Consider the following 19,995-nt stretch of genomic DNA (forward strand, 5'->3'; position numbering starts at 1 on the left):
TCAGCGCCGCCCTTTTCCATCCAGGAGCTCTTGATATAAATGTAATTACTGTCCCAGGAAATATCCCCGGTATTCCCGTTGGTAGCGGGAGTTGAGCTGGGCGTATACGCCGTCCGCATTCTTAATTGTGAATACCCGTTCGCTCCCGTCACATCCACCGCTGAAGTCGGAGCGGAAGTATTGGAAAGGTACCCTGTCTGTCCTTTCAACCACCACCGGTTCGTCATTGCGTGCATGGCAGTGCCGGATGCCTGCGTGGTCCCCGTTACCACCAACGCGGAAAATTATCAAACCTTTGTTTTATTGCCCCCAATTCATCTTCGTCTATATTTTTTGAATATCTCAATTCAAATAAACCTGATCCCATGTCCGGTTCTTTGCAAAATAATTCAAACTTATACCCCTCTGGTGTGCTAATTATCTTAATTTGAAAACCCTCGCTCAGGCTATTTAATAGTGCTATTTCCTGGGTATTATCACCTAATATGTTCAGCTTATTTGTAAATTTATCCCAGTGAGTACAGTCAACCCATATATCGTTAGCATTATAACATGATGTTCCCGTCAGATGTTTAATTACTATTTCAACAAGTAACTTAATTGATGGTAGTCGATCTTCCGACTCAAGTACACTCATTTTTAATTCAATAGGGTTATTTATTTCTATTTCCATATTTATCGTTTTTTTTATAATGGTTGGGCATACATTATTCCAAACATATCATTCAACCAATTGCTCCCCATCCTTAGCATACGCATGCCGTCTGAATCCCACTACTTGCACCCGCTGCAGCTCTCCCTGATCCTTTTCCCCCTGGTGAGCGATCTCCGCGATGGTCATCGGTCGGTGGATCCTGCCCTTAAAGCCCAGGTGTTCCGACAGGCGCTGCGACTTTTCAACGGACAGCTTACCAAACTCATATTGCGCGATCAGTCTACCCTTCCGCATCAACGCCCCATCCACCAGGGAGAGGGATTGATTGAAAGTACAGATGATCTGGATCCGAAGGGCGTCAGCCAGCAGGCCGTCTGAGATATTCAACAGGTTGGACACGGATGAGGTTCCATTGACCTTCCGGTCCATGATGATATTTTCCGCGTCTTCGATCACCAGCACACAGTCCGGATTATCGATCAGCAGGTCCATAAAATCAGGATTCATGATATGATCCGCTGCGGAAGGAGATAAGAACAACACCTTTTTCCGGAGCGTTCCCACCAGGTGCCGCAGATAGGTCGTCTTGCCCGCGCCGGGCAGGCCATGCAGCAGTACAATGCCTTTATCTTCCTTTTTGTTGAGCCGGGTTCGTATGAGGGCATCCACTTCCCGGAAATCGTCCTCGTAATAAAGGCCCAGGTCCAGCTTCGTCCGCTTGATATCCATGTTCTTCAGCTGAATGCCATCGATATCTTTCATGATCAGATCGATGGAGAATCTGCTTTTCTTCTCCCGCCGCTTAAACCGGCTGACCTCCCTCAGCAGCTGCTTTGCCTTGTCATGATCTCCATAGGTATACAGGACCTGACAATAGTCGAAAGCGATCTCGATCATATAGCTGCCTTCCAGCAGGATCATGGTCCTGTAGACCTCGAGGCGCCGTTTTTTCGTGTTCCATTCCGAATATTGATAAATGTCCCCGGCAGCTGGTGCGTAGACCTTTTTTACATAAGCCAGCACTTTATCCATATCGATCTGGCTCACCCAGGTCATACAGGGCGGCTGTTGATAGCAAAACATAAAGAGTGTCTTGCTGTCTAAAAAGCTCCTGTCAAAAATATTACTCGCATCTATAATGCGATCTTGTTGTTCTATTATAGTGTCCATGTTTTCAATTAAATTTTCATCAATACATTTCCCTTCGGGCCTTTTGGCCCGTCTCAACTTATAGTGCTATTCCTAACTGAAAACATGAACACGCATAACCATACATTTTTTGGAAAGTAGCGCATCCGCCAGCCGACGGATGGCTACATTTTCCTCCTTTTCGAACCCAATGATCTTATACTATAATATCTTCAATCGTCTCCATCCGCGCGCCTTCGTTCTCCAGGGCCTTCAGCACGCCGAACACCTGCTCGTTCCATCCTGCCGCAAGGTATACGCCATCTTCCAGGCATTCCAACGGTTTTTTGCCATAGCCCGCCAGGTCGAAAAGATAAAGCCTTGCCTTGGGCGCCAGTTCGCGGTACTGTCTCCAGAGCCGGCCCAGGTCCGCTTCCGCGGGCTGATTGAAAGAGCGTTGGTTCCACAGCTGACAATCGGTGAAGATCATCACCTTGTCCACGATCGCTCCTTTCTTCAGCAGGTCCTGGATCACCAGGTGGGCATTCAGCGCATATCCCGCTTCGCCTTCTCTTTTATGAAGCCGTTCCAATTCTCCCAACAGCTGCCGGGAGGGAAGGGAAGTCACCTTCCATGTATTACCGATGATGCCGGTAGTCACTTTATCACCCCGGCTCTTCAGCAGCATTGCCAGCAAAGGCGCTATATCGTACCGCTGTACCAGGCTGCCTTCCTTCACGGGATGCCGCATGCTGGGGCTGACATCCATGGCGATCACGGTGCTTTCGCTTTCATCCAGGCAGGCCAGGTAATGAGCACTATGCAATAGAGCCTGTTCCAGTGCCTCCTGCAGCGTGGCGGCGCCGCCTTGCGGCATCTCCTGTAATTTCCGGTAAGCCGCTACGAATCGCAGCGGCGACTGCCGGCTGCCCGTGACGGCAGCTTCATTGCCAAGATAGGCCGCCGCCAGCTTCAGTACCTTACCGCTTACGCCCGCTTTCAGGATATTCGGCAAATGATCGAGCAAGGCCGCATATCCCATCCGGAAAGTAGAGATACCTTCTTTCCATTTGTCCCGGAGAGCGGATTGCTTTATCTCGCGGCTATCATAATTCTGTTGGCGTAGCGCTTCATATTCGGATAACCAGGCATTGCGGGCAGGCAGCTTATCCTGCTGTATCCTGCGGAACAAGGCCTGCTGAGCCTTGCCTGCTGCCTTGGGCTGCACCAGCGACAAGGCATATCTCAGCCTGGCCTGCTGCGCTTTCGTGAGCCGGACGAACCGATAGGTATCCAGCCGGTTGAAATGGATGGCCAGGTGCTTCCGCAACGCCGTCGTCATCCGTAAGCCCTTGCCGCGTTTGTTCCCGTGGACGTGGGCATAATGATCCAGCCAGCCGGGGATCTCACCCGCATGTTGTATCACACGACCCGTCAGTCTGCCGACGAGCTCTTTATCCTTACAGATTCCCGACAGCTCCGCCGCCAGGATAAAAGATAGGGTCCGGAGATGCAGCTTCTCCCGGAAATGGACCGCCAGCCGTGCAACATATACTGGATCGTTGTCACGGATCAGTTTCCTCAGCCCGGCAAGCTGCTCTGCCGGCTGGTCATAGAAGGATTCATACAGGGACATACACAGCAGGGCCTCATACAGCTCCCACTGTTTGTCCACGGTCCATGTTCTTACAAATGCATAACGTTCATCTGTTTGTCTTGCTCTCAGGCTAAAATTAAATTTCATCTTTTCCTCCCCCGTTTAATTTATTAACAATAAACCCGGCACATGGCGCCGGGTCTCAGTATCATCAATGCTGCTGCTTGCAGATCAAATCTGAACATGTCCCGGCCACCTGCCCTTGCATAGTATCCCTACAATGGGATCAATACAATTCCATTTTCGTTGCGTAGCCATATTATTCTTATACAGAAAAGCCCCGCTTTAGGCGGGGCTTTCGTATGCTGAACTTTTTTTAGTTATTTAAACAGCACCTCATGCCCCGCGGATATAGGATTCTTCACTGATGCAGACCAGCGAATCACCTGTTTGTATGTAATGGTTTGTCGAAGCATGGGCATTTTTTTGTTTTAACAGTACAAAATAAAAATCTTTTTCTCTTTTAACCAACTATTTCAAAAAATATTTCAAAAATATATTTATACTCCCGCATCATGCCGTGCTCTTCAGCAGCATCGAGATCTTCCTGTGCAGTTCCTCCGGTCTGAAAGGCTTGGGCACTACTTCCATAAAACCCTTTTTCATCAGGTCGGCCCGCATATCCTCGTATACTGCCGCCGTAAATGCAATGGCAGGGATGTCCTGGTCCACTTTCCTGATCTCTGACAAAGCCGTGACGCCATCCATTTCGGGCATCTCCAGGTCTATCAGCACCAGCTCATAGACGCCCTTCCTGAACTTCTCCACTGCTTCGCGGCCATTGACGGCCTCATGTACCTCGATGCCCCATTTGTTCATCAGCTTCCTGGCGACAGACATGTTGACCGCATTATCCTCCGCCATCAACACCCGGATCTTTCCGAACGAAGGCAGCTTCTTGACCTTTTCGTCATTGATATATTGCTTTGCATTTTCGTTGATCTCCAGCTCGGCGGAAAAATAGAACGTGCTGCCCAGGCCCTCCCGGCTGTCCAGCAGCAGCTCGCCCGCAAACAAACTGACCAGCTTTTTCGTAATGGCCAGCCCCAATCCCGTCCCGCCATACTTCCGCGTCGTATCCGTATCCGCCTGTGTAAAGCTTTCAAAGATCTCCTGCTGCTTGTTGGCGGGGATGCCGATGCCCGTGTCCTTTACCATGAACTGTACGACAGAACGCTTGCTGGACGAAGACACTTTCCGGGCGCCCAGCGTGATGAATCCCTCCTGCGTGAATTTGATGGCGTTGGAAAGCAGGTTGCTCAACACCTGGATCAGCCTCGTTTCATCGGTAAGGAATTCGGCTTCCAGCTTATCATCCACATCGATCAAAAATGTCAGCCCCTTTTCCTGCACCTGCATGGAGAACTGCGCTTCCACCTTTTTCAGCAGGCTCCTGATATTCACCGGCACATTCTCCAGCTCCACTTTCCCCGATTCTATTTTATTGAAATCAAGGATCTCGTTGATGAGGACCATCATGTGCTCCGAAGACAGCCTCAGTACATCCAGGTGCGATTTCTGTTCCGGCAAATAGTCTTCCTGCAGCAGCAGGTTGGAAGTGCCGATGATGCCGTTCAGCGGCGTCCGCAGTTCATGGCTCATATTGGACAGGAAACGGGTCTTCGCCAGCGAAGCGACCTCGGCTTTCTGCTTGGCCTTCATCAGCTCGAACTTCGTCATTTTGATCTCCGACAGGTCCAGGATGCTGATCTTCCAGAAATGATGGGTATCATCGACAAAGGGGACGACATTCACATAGGCGAACACCGTGTTGTCTTTTTGAGAGGTAAAAGATAATTCGCCCTGCCATCCCTTCCCGGCCTCGCCGGGATGCTGCTCCATGCCCCTGAATATCTTAATATGCTCTTTCGTGAACAGGCTGTCCATGGGCGCGCCTACAATATCTTTCTTGTTGCCGATCTCCAGCAACTCGACCGCGCGGCTATTGCAATCCGTAATGATCAATGCTTCCGCATCCAATATGAATACGCCGTCCAGCGAAGTGTTGTAGATCGTATCGACAAATTGTTTTTCTTTTAATATGGCGGCTTCGTTGTTCCGGTTGATACGCAGGATGGCATAGGAAAAAAAGGCGGTAAGCGCCAGGGAGATCACCAGGTTACTGTCATGCAGCTTGGTGAACATATTGGCAATATGCACCTGGTAATGATTTTCCGGGGGGCATTGGGTATAGCAGAACCACAGGGAAAGAAGGGTGACACTATAGGCAAAGGTCAGCTCCAGCAGATTCCGCTTAAAGCTGACGATAAAGGTGATGACTAAAAAATAGGGCCAGTAATAGAAGTATTCCGCTGCGTTAAGGCCTTCCATATAGTTCATCACCGCCAGGTAAACGTTCAGGTTCAGGACAGACAGCAGCCGGGCGAACAAATAATGCCTTCTCAGGTTCAGCTGATAGGCCATGATAAAGATATAGGCGGCACTGAGGTTGATCAGGGCGCTGATATACAAGCCGTAAGAGAAATAGGAAATGACACAGACAAAGTTGGCGACCAGGATGAGCAGGATGAACTGATTAAAACGAATCGTCTGCTTTCGGTTGGAAATAGAGGGTTCTCCTCCAAGGCCGGAATAGACGACATCCTCATAGAAGGATTTACAGGTCAGAAGTAAGTAGTTGCTCAAAACAGGAATTAAGGATTTCTATTTAGACAACGGTTTAAGTAATAATAATATTACATTAGGCGTTAGGATATTAACCTTAGTCAACTATGAGCGATACCCCCAACGAACAGGAGTTTGCGTTTGACGCACATTTCAACAGTCAATATATCAACGAGTTGTATGACAGCGATTATGCCCTTATCGAGGAGACTTTCGCTGATGTGTTGCATGAATATGGCCCTTTGTTGCAAGAAGTGATGGTATGCTACCGCTCCGGCGATATCCCCGCCCTCAGGAGTGCCGTGCACAAGATAAAACCCCTGCTGGGCTATGTAGGCCTCACCACCCTGCAGGCGGGATGTCAGCAATTCGAGAACAATTGCCAGCAGGACGGCTTTCCTTCCCTGCACGAAGACTTCACCGCCCTTTCAGCCGGTCTTACTACGGCAAAAAGCCAGATCGAAGCAGAAAAGGCCCGATTGACGAACTTCGTCCTCCGATCGATGTAGTGATCATGGCCTTGTCGACGCCTTTATGCTTTCAGTTATACTTTTCAATCCCGCTTCCAATTGTCCCGCATCCGGCCAGCCGAATCCTATGCGCATGTAATGCCGGGGCATTTCAAACCAGTGGCCGGGCCCCGTGTAGGTTCCGTATCGCTCTAACAGGAGCCGATAGAACCCGTCGATATCTATGCGCTCCGGCCGCCGCATACGAGGGAAACAGACACAGCCACCCTGCGGCGCTATCCATTCCAGGTCCTCCTGCTGTTCCATCCAGCTCTTTACGATGGCATACTTCGTACGTATGTCCTGTGTGATCCTTTGATAATGCGCTGCTTTATGCCGTACATAGCGAAAAGCCACTTCTTCATCCAGCGGCGAGCCGCAGATATGGATCTGTTCTTTGGCGGCCAGGAAGGTCTCCATCAGCCGCTGGTCACGGCAGGTGACCCATCCCATGCGCAGGCCGGGCAGACCATAGGTCTTGGACAGCGAGGAAATGCTGATCACATGGTCGCCATATTCCGGGGCCAACGGCAGCGGCTCGCCGAAAGTCATATCCCGGTAAGTTTCATCCACCAGCAAATAGACCCCGTGGGCTTTTGCAACGGCCCCCAGCGCCTGCATGTCCGCAGGACCCAAACAAACGCCGGTAGGGTTGTGCGGATAGGTGACGGAGATATATTTCGTCCTGGCTGTCATGGCCTTTTCCACGGCCTGCAGGTCCAGCGCGAACCCCTCTTCAAAACGAAGATCGATATACCGCAGATGGGCGCCGATGGCCCTGGGCGTCTCCAGGTTGGTGGCGTAATTAGGCCGGACGACGACCAGCTCATCGCCAGGCTCCAGCAACGAGGTAGCAATGATGAACAGGCCCCCTGCAGCGCCGATGGTAAGCAACGCATCCTCTCTTTTGAGAACGGGACTACCTTGTATCAGCAGGTCCCGCAATCCTTCATGTCCGGCATGCGACCCATAGCACAATACCAGGTCTTTCAGGGCATCGCCCATATCACCAATGTCACGGAAAACCGTATCCGTATAGGAGCTTTCCGAAAGGTTATGGCGGATGCTGTCATATCCCATCTGCTCCGGGGATTCGATCTCGATGGGCATTCTTTTATAGCGCATGCAGACATATTTAGCGTTCAGCAAGTTACTACAAATGCTTTTCTTTAGTATTTTCAACTATGAACAGGAAAAATTTCATCCGGCTGTCCGGAACCGCCGTAGGCGCCCTTGTATTCTCACGTTGGCCGGGCTTTGCCGCTGCGGCCGCGGAAGAGATAACACGGCCCTTAAAGATCTTTGCCATACTTGACGATGGAGCGCATGTGCTGCATCGGGACAGCAATAGCTCCTGGACCTATAAGGACATCACGGTAAAATGTCTGTCCTCGGCCGCCGGCATGACCGTAGAGGTGTACGCTCCCACACAACCCCTGCAGTTTATCCGGCTGGAATGGGCTTACCCGCGGCAAAGCACCACCGGCATCCTGGGTGATCACTGGGAAAGGACCTACGGTGACCTGGACTTCCATCCGCTGGACAGGAACAGGAAAATGCCCTGGTATTTCATTGCCTATGATGGGAAGTCCACCACCTGCATGGGTGTCAAGACAGGTTGCCCGTCCATTGCTTACTGGCAGGCGGAACCCGATAAGCTCTCGCTGACGCTGGATACCCGCAATGGCGGCATGGGAGTGCAGCTGGGTCACCGCACGCTGCATGCCGCGGAGATCATCGTCACCCGTAACCATGGCGACGAAAACGAATATGCCACAGGCAGGCGATTCTGCCATCTCTTATGTGAAAAGCCAAGGCTCAGCCGTCAGCCCGTATATGGCATCAATGACTGGTACTATGCCTATGGGAATAACAATCCCGCCCTCATCCTGGAGTTGACGAAGATCATGACCGACCTGGCTCCTGATACCGACAACCGCCCATTTAGCGTGATAGATGCGGGATGGGCTTACTATTCACCCTGGCATCCCAATGATGGCGGGTGGATGGATGATTTCTCCCGTCCCAACGATAAATTTAAGGACGGCATGGACAAGCTGGCCGCGGATATCCAAAAGCTGGGCATGCGGGCAGGCATCTGGACGAGGCCATTGTGCGCCGCGCATGACGATCCAAAGTCGCTGTTACTGCCAGCCATTCCCGGAAGGGACGATCCTAAGTCTCCCGTGCTGGATCCTACTATTTCCGAAAATGTAGAGCGGGTCAAGCGTAATGTGCGCTTATATAAACAATGGGGTTATGAGATGGTGAAGCACGATTTCACTACCTATGACATGCTGGGCAAATGGGGGTTCCAGATGAAGGACGATATTACTTCCCCCGGATGGCATTTCCACGATAGGACCCGCACCACAGCGGAGATTGCATTGGACCTGTACCGTGCCATCCGCGAGGCTGCAGGTGACAGCGTCTACATCATAGGCTGCAATACTTTTAGTCATCTGGGCGCCGGTGTCTTCGAGCTGAGCAGGATCGGGGATGACACAAGCGGAAAAGAGTGGGACAGGACACGTAAAATGGGTGTCAACACATTGGGTTTCAGAATGATCCAGCATGACAATTTCTATGCGGCTGACGGTGATTGCGTAGGGCTCACCAGGGACATCGCCTGGGAGAGGAACAAACAATGGATGGAGCTGGTAGCCGGCAGCGGCACTCCTTTGTTCATTTCGGCACAGCCTGACATCCTGGGCAGTGAACAAAAGCAGTCGATCCGTGCGTCTTTCGCCAGGGCGGCAAAAAAACAGCAGCCCGGCGAGCCGCTTGACTGGCTGACCACCTTACAACCCCGAAAATGGAAACTTGACGGCGAGGTGAGGACCTTTGACTGGGGTTAAACTGTACGTGAAGATCCGCTCGTCCGGTATTCCCCTTTTAGTAAGCGCCTGGTGGAAATGATAAACTAAATTTCTTCTCCCTACGAGGTGGAAGACGCCGTCTTTCCAAAGGTTCCACAACTCAGGCTCCAGGATATGAAGAAAATGAATAGCCTGTTCGCCGTTTTCGCCTTTGCGTGGGACCACGTCGACCAGCAGCCCCAGCTGTTCCGGCAGATGGAGATAGCGCTCGTCCAGTTCCAGCACACCGATGTAATTCTTAAAGGGATAGCAGATCTCTCTCCGGGCTTCGTCAAAGAACAGGATGCCTGTCTCATCTCCGAAAAAAAAGTGATACTTGCCTTCTGTAAAAAACATGATCGTAACTTTGGCGATAGATTATCTTAGCGTACGAAAGTACTGCGTATATACCCCTCAGTGTTTATACTTTCCGGATCATTTTTTATATTAAAAGGATTTTTATGGAAGTAGCATTTTATGATAAACATGGGAAAAAGACAGACATCGATTTTTCCGGCATCTTTTCTCCGCAGGTCGGCCGGCAGAAGGTGCGGGAAGTGCGCAAAAATCTGGATCTTCCCTTCGTCTCCGCCGAGTCCGTCCAGTTGTCAGTCCAGGATTTTGATATTTTATATGGTGACATGCGGATGAAAGAGTGGCAGAGGGCTTATTTTAATACTTCTTCCGAGCCTGAGCATATTGAAATGCATTTCACCCTGGCTGGAGAGGGTTTTCTCCGGAATGAAAACAACGGAAAAAGTTATCACTTTTCTTCCAATCAGCAGAACCTCCATTATATGCCGCAGTTCGTTGGCTCCAGCCAATATGATGAAGGCGCTTTTCATAAGTTCTTCGAGGTCCGGTTTAGTAAGGATTTCTTTCTCGAACTGGCGGCAGACAGCAGCCCCGTCCTGATGGATTTTGCGGACCAGGTGGCCAACAGCAAGGCAGTAGATGTCTGCGCACAAAATCTTCCTATCTCCTTTGCCATGCACCAATGCATCAACGAGATCCTGCATATGCAGCTGGATGACGGCCTACGGCGAATGTTCCTGCAATCCAAATGCATAGAGCTACTGTCCCTGCAGGCGCAGGCTTATGAGGACATCAACGGGAAAGTTCGCAGGGCCTGTAAAACCACCTATGACAAAGAACGCATATATTTTGTCCGCGACTACCTGGTCGAACATGCGGCCTGCCCTCCTTCATTGACGGAGCTGGCCAAGGTGGCTGGCTTGAATGAGTTCAAGCTGAAGAAAGGCTTTAAGGAAGTTTTTAATACGTCCGTCTTTGGCTATCTCAGCGATTTCAGGTTGAATGAGGCGCGCAATGGTTTGCTGTCGGGCGGCATGCCTATTAAAGAAGTTTCCGAACATTTCGGATACTCTTCCGTACAGCATTTTACAAAGGCGTTCAAGAAAAAGTTTGGGGTGACGCCGGGGGCGGTGAAATAGTCTTTATCAGAAACTTCATATGAAAAATAAAGAAAGAGCAACAGGTTATTTCCTTATTATAGTCTCATCAATATTACTAATTGGATACCTTTTCGTTTTTATAGGCCATATTGATTTTTTTGCGACTGCAAAAAGATGGAACAGCAGAAATTATTGGGCATAAGGAGTCTAAAAAGGGCGATGGAGTTTTTATACGTCTATCATATTTTAATGAATATAAATCCAGAATAGATACGACAAATATCTTGTTTAAATATTCGACTGTAAAAACGTTATTTCCCCAGGATATACAGGGTCAAATCAGGGTTCTTTATACGAAATGGCAGGGCCAGGTTTTTGTAAGAGAAATTTACGTGCCTGCTATAACAATCTTTATTTTTGACCTTATTGCATTTGGATTACTTTGGTTAAGCATGATGGCAGGGATTTCAAAAATAAGGGCAAAATAATACCCATGGCAAGAAGAAGTTCATACATAATAACCATTTCTCTTTATTTATTTACGATTCTATTACTTATTACATTTTTGGGCTGTACGGATAAGGCTGAAAAAAAATGTGCCTATACCTATAGGGATGCGGATAACTATTATTGTGTCGAAGGAAAGCTTAATTCAGGTATTGAAGATAATGTCTTTATTTTTTATGAAAAGAATGATGCCATGCCCTTTAAAGAGTCGGGATTTTATAATGAGGGGTTCCGAAATGGCCTTTGGTCTTATAACGTCGGTGGAAATCTTAAGACAATTAAATGGGGGCATTATAAAGATAAGAATTTAAGATTTGAAACGAATGTTTTTGAACACATCGACACAATTAAATACGGAGATGTGCTCACGGGTTTTGAATTTACCACTACTGAAGGAAACCTAAGCCTTATAATCGCGGTAAATGATGCTATGAAGGACTCATTGAGAAAGAAAGATTATAGGACCGAGATAGAAAATGAATTTCGCGAGGAAAAATATCAAATGACAGAATATAATTTTACAAAATTGAATAGCGAAAATCGCGAAATAGGTATTGCCAGGCTAGCAGCTAAAAAGCGCAATGGTAAGATGTTTTATATGTGGACTGCCTATTCGTTTCTAGACAGCGGGTTATTTGTTCAATATTCTGTTCTATCGGAAAGGAAAGAAAATGCGTTTCAAAGCATTTTATTTAATTCAATTCTAACAAATTTATTTATTGGCGGCAAAAGGTTTTACAATCCCTTCAAGCAAGAAATATCAAAAAACTAATGCTGTTGAGTATCTGGAATTATTAGCGGATTAAAGGATCTGCATCGTGGCGATAGCTATTTGAGTCTTAAACGGGGAACTATTGTAAATCATATGTGGCTTCCAAACTTCGAGCAGTACAGGGATAAAGTAGAAATAGGTGATTCATTATACAAACCTGCTTATTCAACACTTTTTCAATTATATAAAAGGACCGATGCAGGATTTGCTTATAGGGGGAATATAAAAGTTGAATATTGATTGTAAAAATAACTTTTATCATTTGCCTTCACCTATTAATTATCAGAACAGGCTAGCCTTACTATGGCAATCAGGTTAAACCTCGCCCTGGATTTTAAGTATTTTTTCCAGCTCTATTACGTCGAGCTGGTCTTTGGGACGATTTACTGCTTTTTTATTTGCTATTAACTGATGTATGTGCAAAAAGGGGACTTTGACATCATCTATCTCGGCGATAGCAGCCATCTCCAGGCATTCATCAAAGCTATAATCTTCGAGCCCCTTCATATTTATCAGTATATCCAAACGAAGTCCGTTCATCAATCGGAAATCAGTCCAGCCTGGGACAAATTGCATAGTCTCAAGCATGAAATAGTCACCCATTCCGCATTCAATAAATGCCGCCCTTAAATGCTGTCGATTTACGGGAGTGTCTTCTATCCATATATCGATATCTCCTGTAAATCGTTGGTATCCGTGAAGGTTTGTAGCATATCCACCCACCATGATATACCTCACATTTTTCTTTTGCAAGGCAGCCCAGAACTTCAATATTTCCTCGTCGAAAATATCCATGAAAGTTATTTGCTGATATAGGGTTTACGGGTTATGACCGCTTTACTCATGGTCTGCTGGATTTTGTACAACCGGGTAGCCATGAGGAAACGCTCTTTGTATGAACGCCGAAGGCTTTCTCTCAGCAAATCCATCTCCGCCTTTTCAAAGGCGCGTGCCTGATCAGGAGCAGGCTGGCTATTACTGTTAGGCATAATGGAGAGGGTTAATTGTGGTCTGTAAATTACAAAAAAAATACTAGCCTGCAAAAAGACCTATTTCACTATCTGCTGATAATCCTTTAGTTACGTTTACAATAATAAACAAAGCCCCTGAAATCCTAGCCTGAAGAAAAGATCATCCTCAAAACAACCTCATCTGCTCCCCCGGCCTCCTGAACTGCGTACAATCCAGCTCCCATCGCTCCGCATTGAGCCCATACTTCTGCGCATACCTCGCATACTGCTGCGCCACCAGCTGCGCAATATTACCCTCCCCACGCATACGCACACCCCACCGGCTGTCATTGACCTTCCCATCATGACTCGCCTCTATCAAATGCCACACCTTATCAGCTCTGTCAGGAAAATTCTTATACAGCCAATCATGAAATATCAGCTTGATAGCCCCATTCAGCCGGATGAACGTATAGGCCGAAAAAGTCGCCCCATGCTCGGCCGCCGCCTGCATGATCCGCTGCATCTCATGCTCATTAAGCCCGGGGATCATCGGCCCCAGCATGACGCCCATCCGGACGCCCGCATCGCTGAGCTCCCTGATCGTGCGCAGCCGTTGTTTCGCCGTCGTGGTACGCGGCTCCATCACCCTGCGGAGCTCCTCATCAAAGGAAGTGATCGACACCAGGATAGACACCAGGTTTTTCTTAGCCATATCCGCGAGGATATCCTTGTCCCGAAGGATACCGGCATTCTTCGTGATCATGCCCACCGGCTGGTTGAACTCCCGGCAGACTTCCAGCAACTGGCGGGTGATGCCGAACTTCTTCTCCGCCGGCTGATAACAATCTGTATTGCCGCTGAGAGAGATGGGCAGGCATTCCCATTTAGGATGCATAAGGAATTTACGCAGCAGTTCGGGAGCGTTCTTCTTCACGATGATCTTCTGCTCGAAATCCAGTCCGGCGCTATAACCCCAATATTCATGCACATTACGGGCATAGCAATACGTACAGCCATGTTCACATCCCTGGTAAGGGTTCATGCTGTACCACATGCCCACATCCGGGCTATCCACTTTATTGACGATGCTTTTAGCATGCTCTTCCAGGTAGATGGTCTCCGGGTTGGGCTCCAACCAATCGTCGATGGCTTCGATATGTTCCTTCACCCGCTCGTTCTTAAGGAACCGGTTCTTCGGATTGAATTGGGCGCCCCTTCCTTTTAGATATTGATCCGGATCCTGCTCTTCGGGCGGCTCGGGCTTTTTTTCTTTACTGGAAGCGCGGACTATTTTGTGGCGGGTCAGGGCAGTATTCTCCCTATCCCCTTGTTGCTCAGTCATAGTGACGATTTTCAGGGTAAACAAATGTCGACGCGGAGCGTCCCTACATGAATAACGCTCCCTGGCGGGTAGTTACCGGAAGATTCTGAAAGGCCATCCGTTCGGCTATCTGCCAGGCGATGTCCCCGGCACGGCGCTTGAGCAGGAGCATGCTGTCGGCAATGAAGCGCCCGGTGAATGATTTATGGCTATACTCCTGCCACCCCTTCTCATATTGGAAAGGCAGCAGCTTGCGCGCCACCGTGATATAAGGCTCGTCGATAAAATGAGGCTTATGCTCCTTGTCCAGCTTCATCAGCCGTTGAATATCCTTCACTTCCGTCACCAGACTGCGGATAGGCAGCTTGCTGGTGATATTGATGAAAATGGTATGGGAAGGAAAACTTCCAAAATCTTTTAGCTCCACCTTGAAAGGACAATAGCCCATGGCGATGGTCCGGAGCCGCTGTACAATGCGCTCTTCCATCAACGCCAGCTGCGTAAACCGCACCAGGGTCACCTGCGGCTTACCACCGACAGCGCCCGGAGCCTGGTAAGCTTCGGAAAAATCCTTTTTCACCTGCTGTATCCTGGCCCGCAATTCTTCATGGGGACTAAGGATGACCAGGTATTCGTTGGTAGCCAGCTGCTTTTTGTAGTTCTCGTTGAGAACGGCTGCTACAGGTTTGATCGCTTTTTGCATGGTTTCTGTTTTAAAGAGTGTCAGCATCAGGCCGTATAGGTTTCAGAAAGATCTGCCCCATCATAATGCTGTGTTCCCGGCGGCAACCGGAATACATTCACGGTCCGGCAGGCATCGAAAGAGTGCTCCCGCCTCAACAGCACCAGCTCTTCCACCTGGAAAGACTCATGAAAGGTCTTCCGGGAATAATCGGCCATCGCCTTATTATACACCTGCTCGGTCAGCCCTCCCGCAATGCTCAGGTAAGGACGGCTGATCAGGTTGACTGGAGGACATCCGGAGCTGCGGATAAAATCGTCGATCGCCCGCAGCTGTTGCATCAGCTGCCGGAAAGGCTGAGGGTCCTGCACCCGCAGGTAAATGGTATGCGGAGGGAAGCCGCTGTAATTGTTCAGGGTGATGGGAAAGCTTTCATGCCTCCGGCAGATCCGCTGTATCCATCGGATCAGCGTCTCCTCCATCTGCTCGCTCGCCTGGAAGGCCGCCACCGTGATATGAGGCCTGTTCCGCGTCTTCATGGCAAGCCCATAGTCGAAAAGGAACTGCTGCTGCTCTTCCAGCAGCTTGTCGTGCAGGTCCCCGTAAGGATAGATGACAAGCAGGTACTCCACCCGCCGGTCCGCTGCCGTCCTGCCCCCGGAAATAGTCTCCAGCGGGGCGAAAAAAGTTGATCGTTGTACTAACCCGGTATCCATAAATAAATTTTAATTGATCAGGAAATTAGTATAAATTTACTAAATTAATTAGCATACTAAAAATTATTTTTTCTTGCCCTGGAAAGAACCTAAATAGATGCACATGGAACTCGAACAATTTTTTGGCATGAGCTACAAGGGTAGCAAGCATTTCACGCAACAGGAGATCCCTGCCGCCAATGCCACCGGCTTCGGTGCGGCAGCGGACGATTATATGGAAAGAGGCATCGACCTCAATGAGCAGCTGGTGCGGAACAAGCCCGCCACTTTTTTTATGCGGGTCAGCGGCGACGCCATGACCGGCGCCGGCATTTTCAATGGCGATGTGGTGATCGTGGATCGTTCCGTCAAGGCAGCCAACGGAAAGGTCATCATCGCCACCCTCAATGGCGAGATGCTGATCCGGCGTTTTGAAAAAACATTCAATAAGATCCGCCTGGTGCCGGAAACACCCAAGCTTTCAGCCATCGATGTCGACCTCTCCGGAGCGGAATTTTCCGTCTGGGGAGTAGTGACCTATGTCATCCACTCACTATAATATTACTTGACCATGATGGCCATCGTAGACTGCAACAGCTTCTATTGCTCCTGCGAACGGGTATTTCGCCCCGACCTCTGGAACAAGCCCGTTGCTGTGCTCAGTAACAACGATGGCTGTATTATCTCCCGCAGCGACGAAGCCGGCAAGCTGGGCGTCGACATGACCGTTCCTTATTTCCAGGCCCGTCATATCATCGAGAAGCACCATATCAACGTATTCTCCTCCAACTATCACCTGTACGGCGATATGAGCTGGCGGGTGATGGAGACCCTGCGATCCCTGATGGGCAATAAAGCCTCCGCAGTGGAGGTCTATTCAGTGGACGAAGCTTTTATGGACCTCAGCCATATCCCTCCCGAAGCACTACAGGCATACGCCGTGCATATCAAAGAGACGGTGGAACAATGGACAGGCATCTCCGTTTCCATCGGGGTGGCGCCTACGAAGACCCTGGCCAAGCTGGCCAACCGCCTCGCTAAAAAGAACAAGCAGCGCTCTGGCTGCATCAATGTTCTCGCCACGGAAGAGCAGCAGCGCCTGGCCCTGCGGCAAACCCGGGTAGACGATCTCTGGGGCGTAGGCAGGGCCTATGCGGTCAAACTGATCAACTGGGGTATCACCAGCGCCTGGGAACTGTCCAATATGCCGGAGGAATGGGCCCATACCAATATGGGAGGCGTCACAGGCGTACGGCTCATCCGGGAGCTGCGCGGACAGCCCAGCATCGAAATGGAAGAAGCGCTGACAGATAAAAAAATGATCGCCACCACCCGCATGTTCGGCCGCCCCGTCAGAGATATCCACGAGATCAAGGAAGCCGTAGCCACCTACATCTCCCGGGCCGCCGAAAAGCTCCGGCGCCAGCAAAGCGCAGCCGGCACGGTCAGCGTCTTCATCGTACCCAGGGAACAGGACCACCTGACCGATTTCCGGCGGGGAACGGCCATCAGCAACTACACCACCCTCCCCAGGGCCACCTCCCTCACCCACGAACTGATCAAAGCCGCCACAGGACTGGTGGACGTACTCTACGAACCCGGCAAAGAATACAAAAAAGCAGGCATCATGCTCAGCAGCCTGGTCCCCGACGACTCCATACAAGGTAATCTCTTCGCACCCCATGCAGAAAATGAGCATCGCAACCTCATGCATGCCGTCGATAATATTAACTTCAGCATGCGGGACGACAGCGTCAAATTCGGCTCTTCCGGGATGAATAAACATTGGAAAATGCGGCAGGAGCTCCGGTCCCCCCGGTACAGCACCCGGTGGGAGGATTTAAGAAAAGTTCAGTAAATCAACCTGTTATGAGTTATTTAGACTTTTTTTCAAGAAAAATAAAATATCCTGTCTCCTCATCCGTCTACCTTATAGAATGAAGGAGCTACTGACGATATCACCGGTTATGAGTTCACCAACGGGAAAAAATATCACGACGGTCATCAGCACGTTCGGCAAGCGCTTGCTGAACTTTATCCGCCAACGGGTATCCAATGAGGCGGACGCGGAAGACATCTTACAGGACGTCTGGTACCAATTCACGACAACAGTGGACACAGAACCCATTGAACAGGTCAGTAGCTGGCTATTCGCCGTGGCACGTAACAAGATCATCGATCGCTATCGCAAAAAGAAACCGGACTCGCTCGACAGCCTGCTGACGCCCAACGAAGAGGATGGAGGACCAGACTTCTCCGAGATCCTCTTTGATAAAGGGAGTAACCCCGAGACTGTTCACCTGCGTAATCTCTTCTGGAAAACCCTGAAGGAAGCCCTGCAGGAGCTGCCGGAAGACCAGAGAAACGTATTCGTATGGAATGAAATGGGCGATGTCTCTTTCAAAGAGATCGCAGACCATACTGGAGAAAATATCAACACGCTGATATCAAGAAAAAGATACGCCGTGCTCTATCTGCGGGAAAGACTGATGACCTTGTACAACGAAATTATAAATCATTAAAATAAAAAGATCATGAAACGTTTTTGGATGAGAAGGGTAGCCGGTATTATTGCGATGGTTATCGTGGGAGTAGCCGTTTTCTCCACCATTGTTATGCTGTTGTGGAATGCATTGCTGCCCACCCTCTTTAACTTCCCCGCTATCACTTTCCCCCAGGCCCTGGGACTGCTGATCCTTTCAAAAATATTGTTCGGCGGCTTCCGCGGTGGCGGCGGCCCCAAACAGCATTGGAAGAACAAAATGAAACAGCATTGGATGAACATGAATCCTGAAGAAAGGGAAAAATTTTCGCAGGAATGGGGCAAACGCTGCGGGCCTTTCGGACAAGGCGGCCCCTTCGGACCCCGCGGTCCTTTCCAGGCGGAAAAAGATACACCCACAGAAAGCGCCTCCTGACCAGCGCCGCCATTAAAACAACCAACCACTGAAAGATCGTTCATATGTCAGCAAACCTTTTATCCAACGCGCTCCCGTCCGCCGGCCTGGCCCGGCTGTCGAGCTGTCTCTTCCCCGGATACCAGTCCGCCGCCAGCGACTGGACCCTGGAACAACTCAACATCCTTCCGTATCAGCATCTGCTGGAGATTGGTTACGGACCGGGCAAAACGACCCAGGCGGTGACCAGGAAACTAAAGACAGGATTCATCGCAGGCATCGATTGCTCCGTCACCATGTACCAGCGCGCCTCCAGAAGGAACAAACGCGCCATCGAGCAACAGCTGTTACAGCTGCACGTAGGCAATCTGTACGAGCTGCCCTATCCGTCTCATTACTTCAATACCATCTACGGCACCAATGCCCATCTGTCCTGGAGAGACCCGCAGACGGAATTCATCCGCCTTGCCAACATGCTGAGAACGGGCGGACGCCTCGTCATGATCCTGCAGCCGGATTGGGCACGACAGGAAAAAGCCATCCGCGCCGAAGTGGAAAGACTGGAAGAAGATTACCTCTCAGCCGGATTGACAGACATCCGCATTCGTTATAAGGATACAGACCCGATCACTGGCATCGCGATCACAGGGTATAAGGCTTAACGCATCTAATTCATTATCAATACATTATATCTCTTTACGGAAACTTTAACACACCCCCGTTAAATCTCCCAAAGCTTTTTCATTCTTATATACAAGGATGCGAACTGACCTTGAAAAACATCCCGGTAACAATAAATTCTACAATTATGAAAAAGCTACTTGTACTCACCACGATCCTCGCCGGCACCCTGGTTGCCACTTCGGCTTATTCACAGGTATCTATCCACGTCGGATTCAACCTTCCTGTTCGCAGAGTGTATGTTGCACCTCCCCCTCCTCCGCCGGTAGTCTATCAGCAATATCCTGCCCCCGCTCCGGTGTACCAGGATGATTATGGCTACAACCAGGACAATTGCGCCCAGGCGCCCACGACAGTCGTCTATGAAACAGAATACCCCGGGTGTGCATATTACAACTACCCCGTATGGAACGGCCACTACCGCGACCGGGTATACTACGAACACTATCGCCCTTATTTTTACAGGGACAACAGAGGATACTTCGACCGGGGACGTTTTGACCGTGAAAGATTTGTACGGGAAAGGTACGCACGTGGCGGATATGACCGGGGTGGATACGACCACGACAGAGGCGAACACCGTGGATGGGACCGTGACCGTCACGGCCGGTGGTAAAAATATTTAAAAGTAGAAGCCGCT

The 19,995-nt window shown here is 49.7% G+C and carries 23 protein-coding genes; 11 read left to right on the plus strand and 12 right to left on the minus strand.

The window, feature by feature from the left end; translation table 11 throughout:
* Positions 1–45: 45 nt before the first annotated feature.
* From Q4E93_RS26415 to Q4E93_RS26435, 5 genes are all read right to left on the minus strand, one after another.
* Entirely contained in the window at positions 46–291 is a 246-nt protein-coding gene (locus Q4E93_RS26415; protein WP_303590500.1) for a hypothetical protein, read from the minus strand.
* Positions 266–673: a hypothetical protein gene (locus tag Q4E93_RS26420; RefSeq protein WP_303590502.1), complete on the minus strand. Its 408-nt coding sequence runs from the start codon at positions 671–673 to the stop codon at positions 266–268. The genes Q4E93_RS26415 and Q4E93_RS26420 overlap by 26 nt, the downstream gene beginning before the upstream one ends.
* A 48-nt stretch (positions 674–721) precedes the next feature.
* On the minus strand, positions 722–1,825 hold the full coding sequence (locus Q4E93_RS26425; protein ID WP_303590504.1) for an AAA family ATPase: 1,104 nt from the start codon (positions 1,823–1,825) through the stop codon (positions 722–724).
* A 175-nt stretch (positions 1,826–2,000) separates the two neighbouring features.
* The gene (locus Q4E93_RS26430; protein WP_303590506.1) at positions 2,001–3,527 is read right to left on the minus strand and encodes a TROVE domain-containing protein; all 1,527 of its coding nucleotides are present in this window, start codon (positions 3,525–3,527) and stop codon (positions 2,001–2,003) included.
* 426 nt (positions 3,528–3,953) lie between these two features.
* The gene (locus tag Q4E93_RS26435) at positions 3,954–6,086 is read right to left on the minus strand and encodes a hybrid sensor histidine kinase/response regulator (RefSeq protein WP_303590508.1); all 2,133 of its coding nucleotides are present in this window, start codon (positions 6,084–6,086) and stop codon (positions 3,954–3,956) included.
* Positions 6,087–6,172: 86 nt separating this feature from the next.
* On the opposite strand from Q4E93_RS26435, the gene Q4E93_RS26440 reads away from it, so the two are divergent.
* On the plus strand, positions 6,173–6,574 hold the full coding sequence (locus tag Q4E93_RS26440) for an Hpt domain-containing protein (RefSeq protein ID WP_303590510.1): 402 nt from the start codon (positions 6,173–6,175) through the stop codon (positions 6,572–6,574).
* Positions 6,575–6,577: 3 nt separating this feature from the next.
* Here Q4E93_RS26440 and Q4E93_RS26445 read toward each other — a convergent pair whose 3' ends face one another.
* Positions 6,578–7,699: a pyridoxal phosphate-dependent aminotransferase gene (locus Q4E93_RS26445; protein ID WP_303590511.1), complete on the minus strand. Its 1,122-nt coding sequence runs from the start codon at positions 7,697–7,699 to the stop codon at positions 6,578–6,580.
* 59 nt (positions 7,700–7,758) lie between these two features.
* Between Q4E93_RS26445 and Q4E93_RS26450 the strand changes: the two genes are divergently transcribed.
* Positions 7,759–9,432, plus strand: a complete 1,674-nt coding sequence (locus tag Q4E93_RS26450; protein WP_303590513.1) for an alpha-amylase family protein — start codon at positions 7,759–7,761, stop codon at positions 9,430–9,432.
* On the opposite strand, the gene Q4E93_RS26455 is transcribed toward Q4E93_RS26450, so the two are convergent.
* Entirely contained in the window at positions 9,376–9,789 is a 414-nt protein-coding gene (locus Q4E93_RS26455) for a hypothetical protein (RefSeq protein ID WP_303590515.1), read from the minus strand. The genes Q4E93_RS26450 and Q4E93_RS26455 overlap by 57 nt on opposite strands.
* A gap of 104 nt (positions 9,790–9,893) precedes the next feature.
* Here Q4E93_RS26455 and Q4E93_RS26460 point away from each other — a divergent pair, with 104 nt between their 5' ends.
* The 3 genes from Q4E93_RS26460 (at position 9,894) to Q4E93_RS26470 (ending at position 12,126) form a co-directional block, all read left to right on the plus strand.
* Positions 9,894–10,886, plus strand: a complete 993-nt coding sequence (locus Q4E93_RS26460; RefSeq protein ID WP_303590516.1) for a helix-turn-helix domain-containing protein — start codon at positions 9,894–9,896, stop codon at positions 10,884–10,886.
* A gap of 119 nt (positions 10,887–11,005) precedes the next feature.
* On the plus strand, positions 11,006–11,335 hold the full coding sequence (locus Q4E93_RS26465; RefSeq protein WP_303590517.1) for a hypothetical protein: 330 nt from the start codon (positions 11,006–11,008) through the stop codon (positions 11,333–11,335).
* A 5-nt stretch (positions 11,336–11,340) separates the two neighbouring features.
* On the plus strand, positions 11,341–12,126 hold the full coding sequence (locus Q4E93_RS26470; protein WP_303590519.1) for a hypothetical protein: 786 nt from the start codon (positions 11,341–11,343) through the stop codon (positions 12,124–12,126).
* A 315-nt stretch (positions 12,127–12,441) separates the two neighbouring features.
* Here Q4E93_RS26470 and Q4E93_RS26475 read toward each other — a convergent pair whose 3' ends face one another.
* The 5 genes from Q4E93_RS26475 to Q4E93_RS26495 all read right to left on the minus strand — a co-directional run bounded on the left by Q4E93_RS26475 (position 12,442) and on the right by Q4E93_RS26495 (position 15,798).
* Entirely contained in the window at positions 12,442–12,921 is a 480-nt protein-coding gene (locus Q4E93_RS26475) for a nucleotidyltransferase (RefSeq protein WP_303590520.1), read from the minus strand.
* 5 nt (positions 12,922–12,926) lie between these two features.
* A complete protein-coding gene (locus Q4E93_RS26480; protein WP_303590521.1) occupies positions 12,927–13,115 on the minus strand; it encodes a hypothetical protein in 189 nt (62 codons plus the stop codon).
* A 148-nt stretch (positions 13,116–13,263) separates the two neighbouring features.
* Complete coding sequence (locus Q4E93_RS26485) at positions 13,264–14,421, minus strand: PA0069 family radical SAM protein (RefSeq protein ID WP_303590522.1); 1,158 nt, start codon at positions 14,419–14,421, stop codon at positions 13,264–13,266.
* Between the two features lie 43 nt (positions 14,422–14,464).
* Positions 14,465–15,103: a 2'-5' RNA ligase family protein gene (locus tag Q4E93_RS26490; protein ID WP_303590524.1), complete on the minus strand. Its 639-nt coding sequence runs from the start codon at positions 15,101–15,103 to the stop codon at positions 14,465–14,467.
* Between the two features lie 26 nt (positions 15,104–15,129).
* Positions 15,130–15,798: a 2'-5' RNA ligase family protein gene (locus Q4E93_RS26495; RefSeq protein ID WP_303590526.1), complete on the minus strand. Its 669-nt coding sequence runs from the start codon at positions 15,796–15,798 to the stop codon at positions 15,130–15,132.
* 103 nt (positions 15,799–15,901) lie between these two features.
* Here Q4E93_RS26495 and Q4E93_RS26500 point away from each other — a divergent pair, with 103 nt between their 5' ends.
* The 6 genes from Q4E93_RS26500 (at position 15,902) to Q4E93_RS26525 (ending at position 19,971) form a co-directional block, all read left to right on the plus strand.
* The gene (locus Q4E93_RS26500; RefSeq protein ID WP_303590528.1) at positions 15,902–16,336 is read left to right on the plus strand and encodes a LexA family protein; all 435 of its coding nucleotides are present in this window, start codon (positions 15,902–15,904) and stop codon (positions 16,334–16,336) included.
* A 12-nt stretch (positions 16,337–16,348) separates the two neighbouring features.
* Positions 16,349–17,635 carry a Y-family DNA polymerase gene (locus Q4E93_RS26505; protein ID WP_303590530.1) on the plus strand — a complete coding sequence of 429 codons (1,287 nt, stop codon included), beginning with the start codon at positions 16,349–16,351 and terminating at the stop codon, positions 17,633–17,635.
* A 109-nt stretch (positions 17,636–17,744) separates the two neighbouring features.
* On the plus strand, positions 17,745–18,299 hold the full coding sequence (locus Q4E93_RS26510) for an RNA polymerase sigma factor (protein ID WP_303590533.1): 555 nt from the start codon (positions 17,745–17,747) through the stop codon (positions 18,297–18,299).
* Positions 18,300–18,311: 12 nt separating this feature from the next.
* Positions 18,312–18,695: a hypothetical protein gene (locus Q4E93_RS26515; protein WP_303590534.1), complete on the plus strand. Its 384-nt coding sequence runs from the start codon at positions 18,312–18,314 to the stop codon at positions 18,693–18,695.
* 44 nt (positions 18,696–18,739) lie between these two features.
* A complete protein-coding gene (locus tag Q4E93_RS26520) occupies positions 18,740–19,336 on the plus strand; it encodes a class I SAM-dependent methyltransferase (protein ID WP_303590535.1) in 597 nt (198 codons plus the stop codon).
* A gap of 146 nt (positions 19,337–19,482) precedes the next feature.
* On the plus strand, positions 19,483–19,971 hold the full coding sequence (locus Q4E93_RS26525; protein WP_303590536.1) for a hypothetical protein: 489 nt from the start codon (positions 19,483–19,485) through the stop codon (positions 19,969–19,971).
* The last annotated feature ends 24 nt before the right edge of the window (positions 19,972–19,995 follow it).

The sequence above is a fragment of the Flavitalea plasmicola genome, assembly GCF_030546645.1.
Classification (GTDB): Bacteria; Bacteroidota; Bacteroidia; order Chitinophagales; family Chitinophagaceae; genus Puia.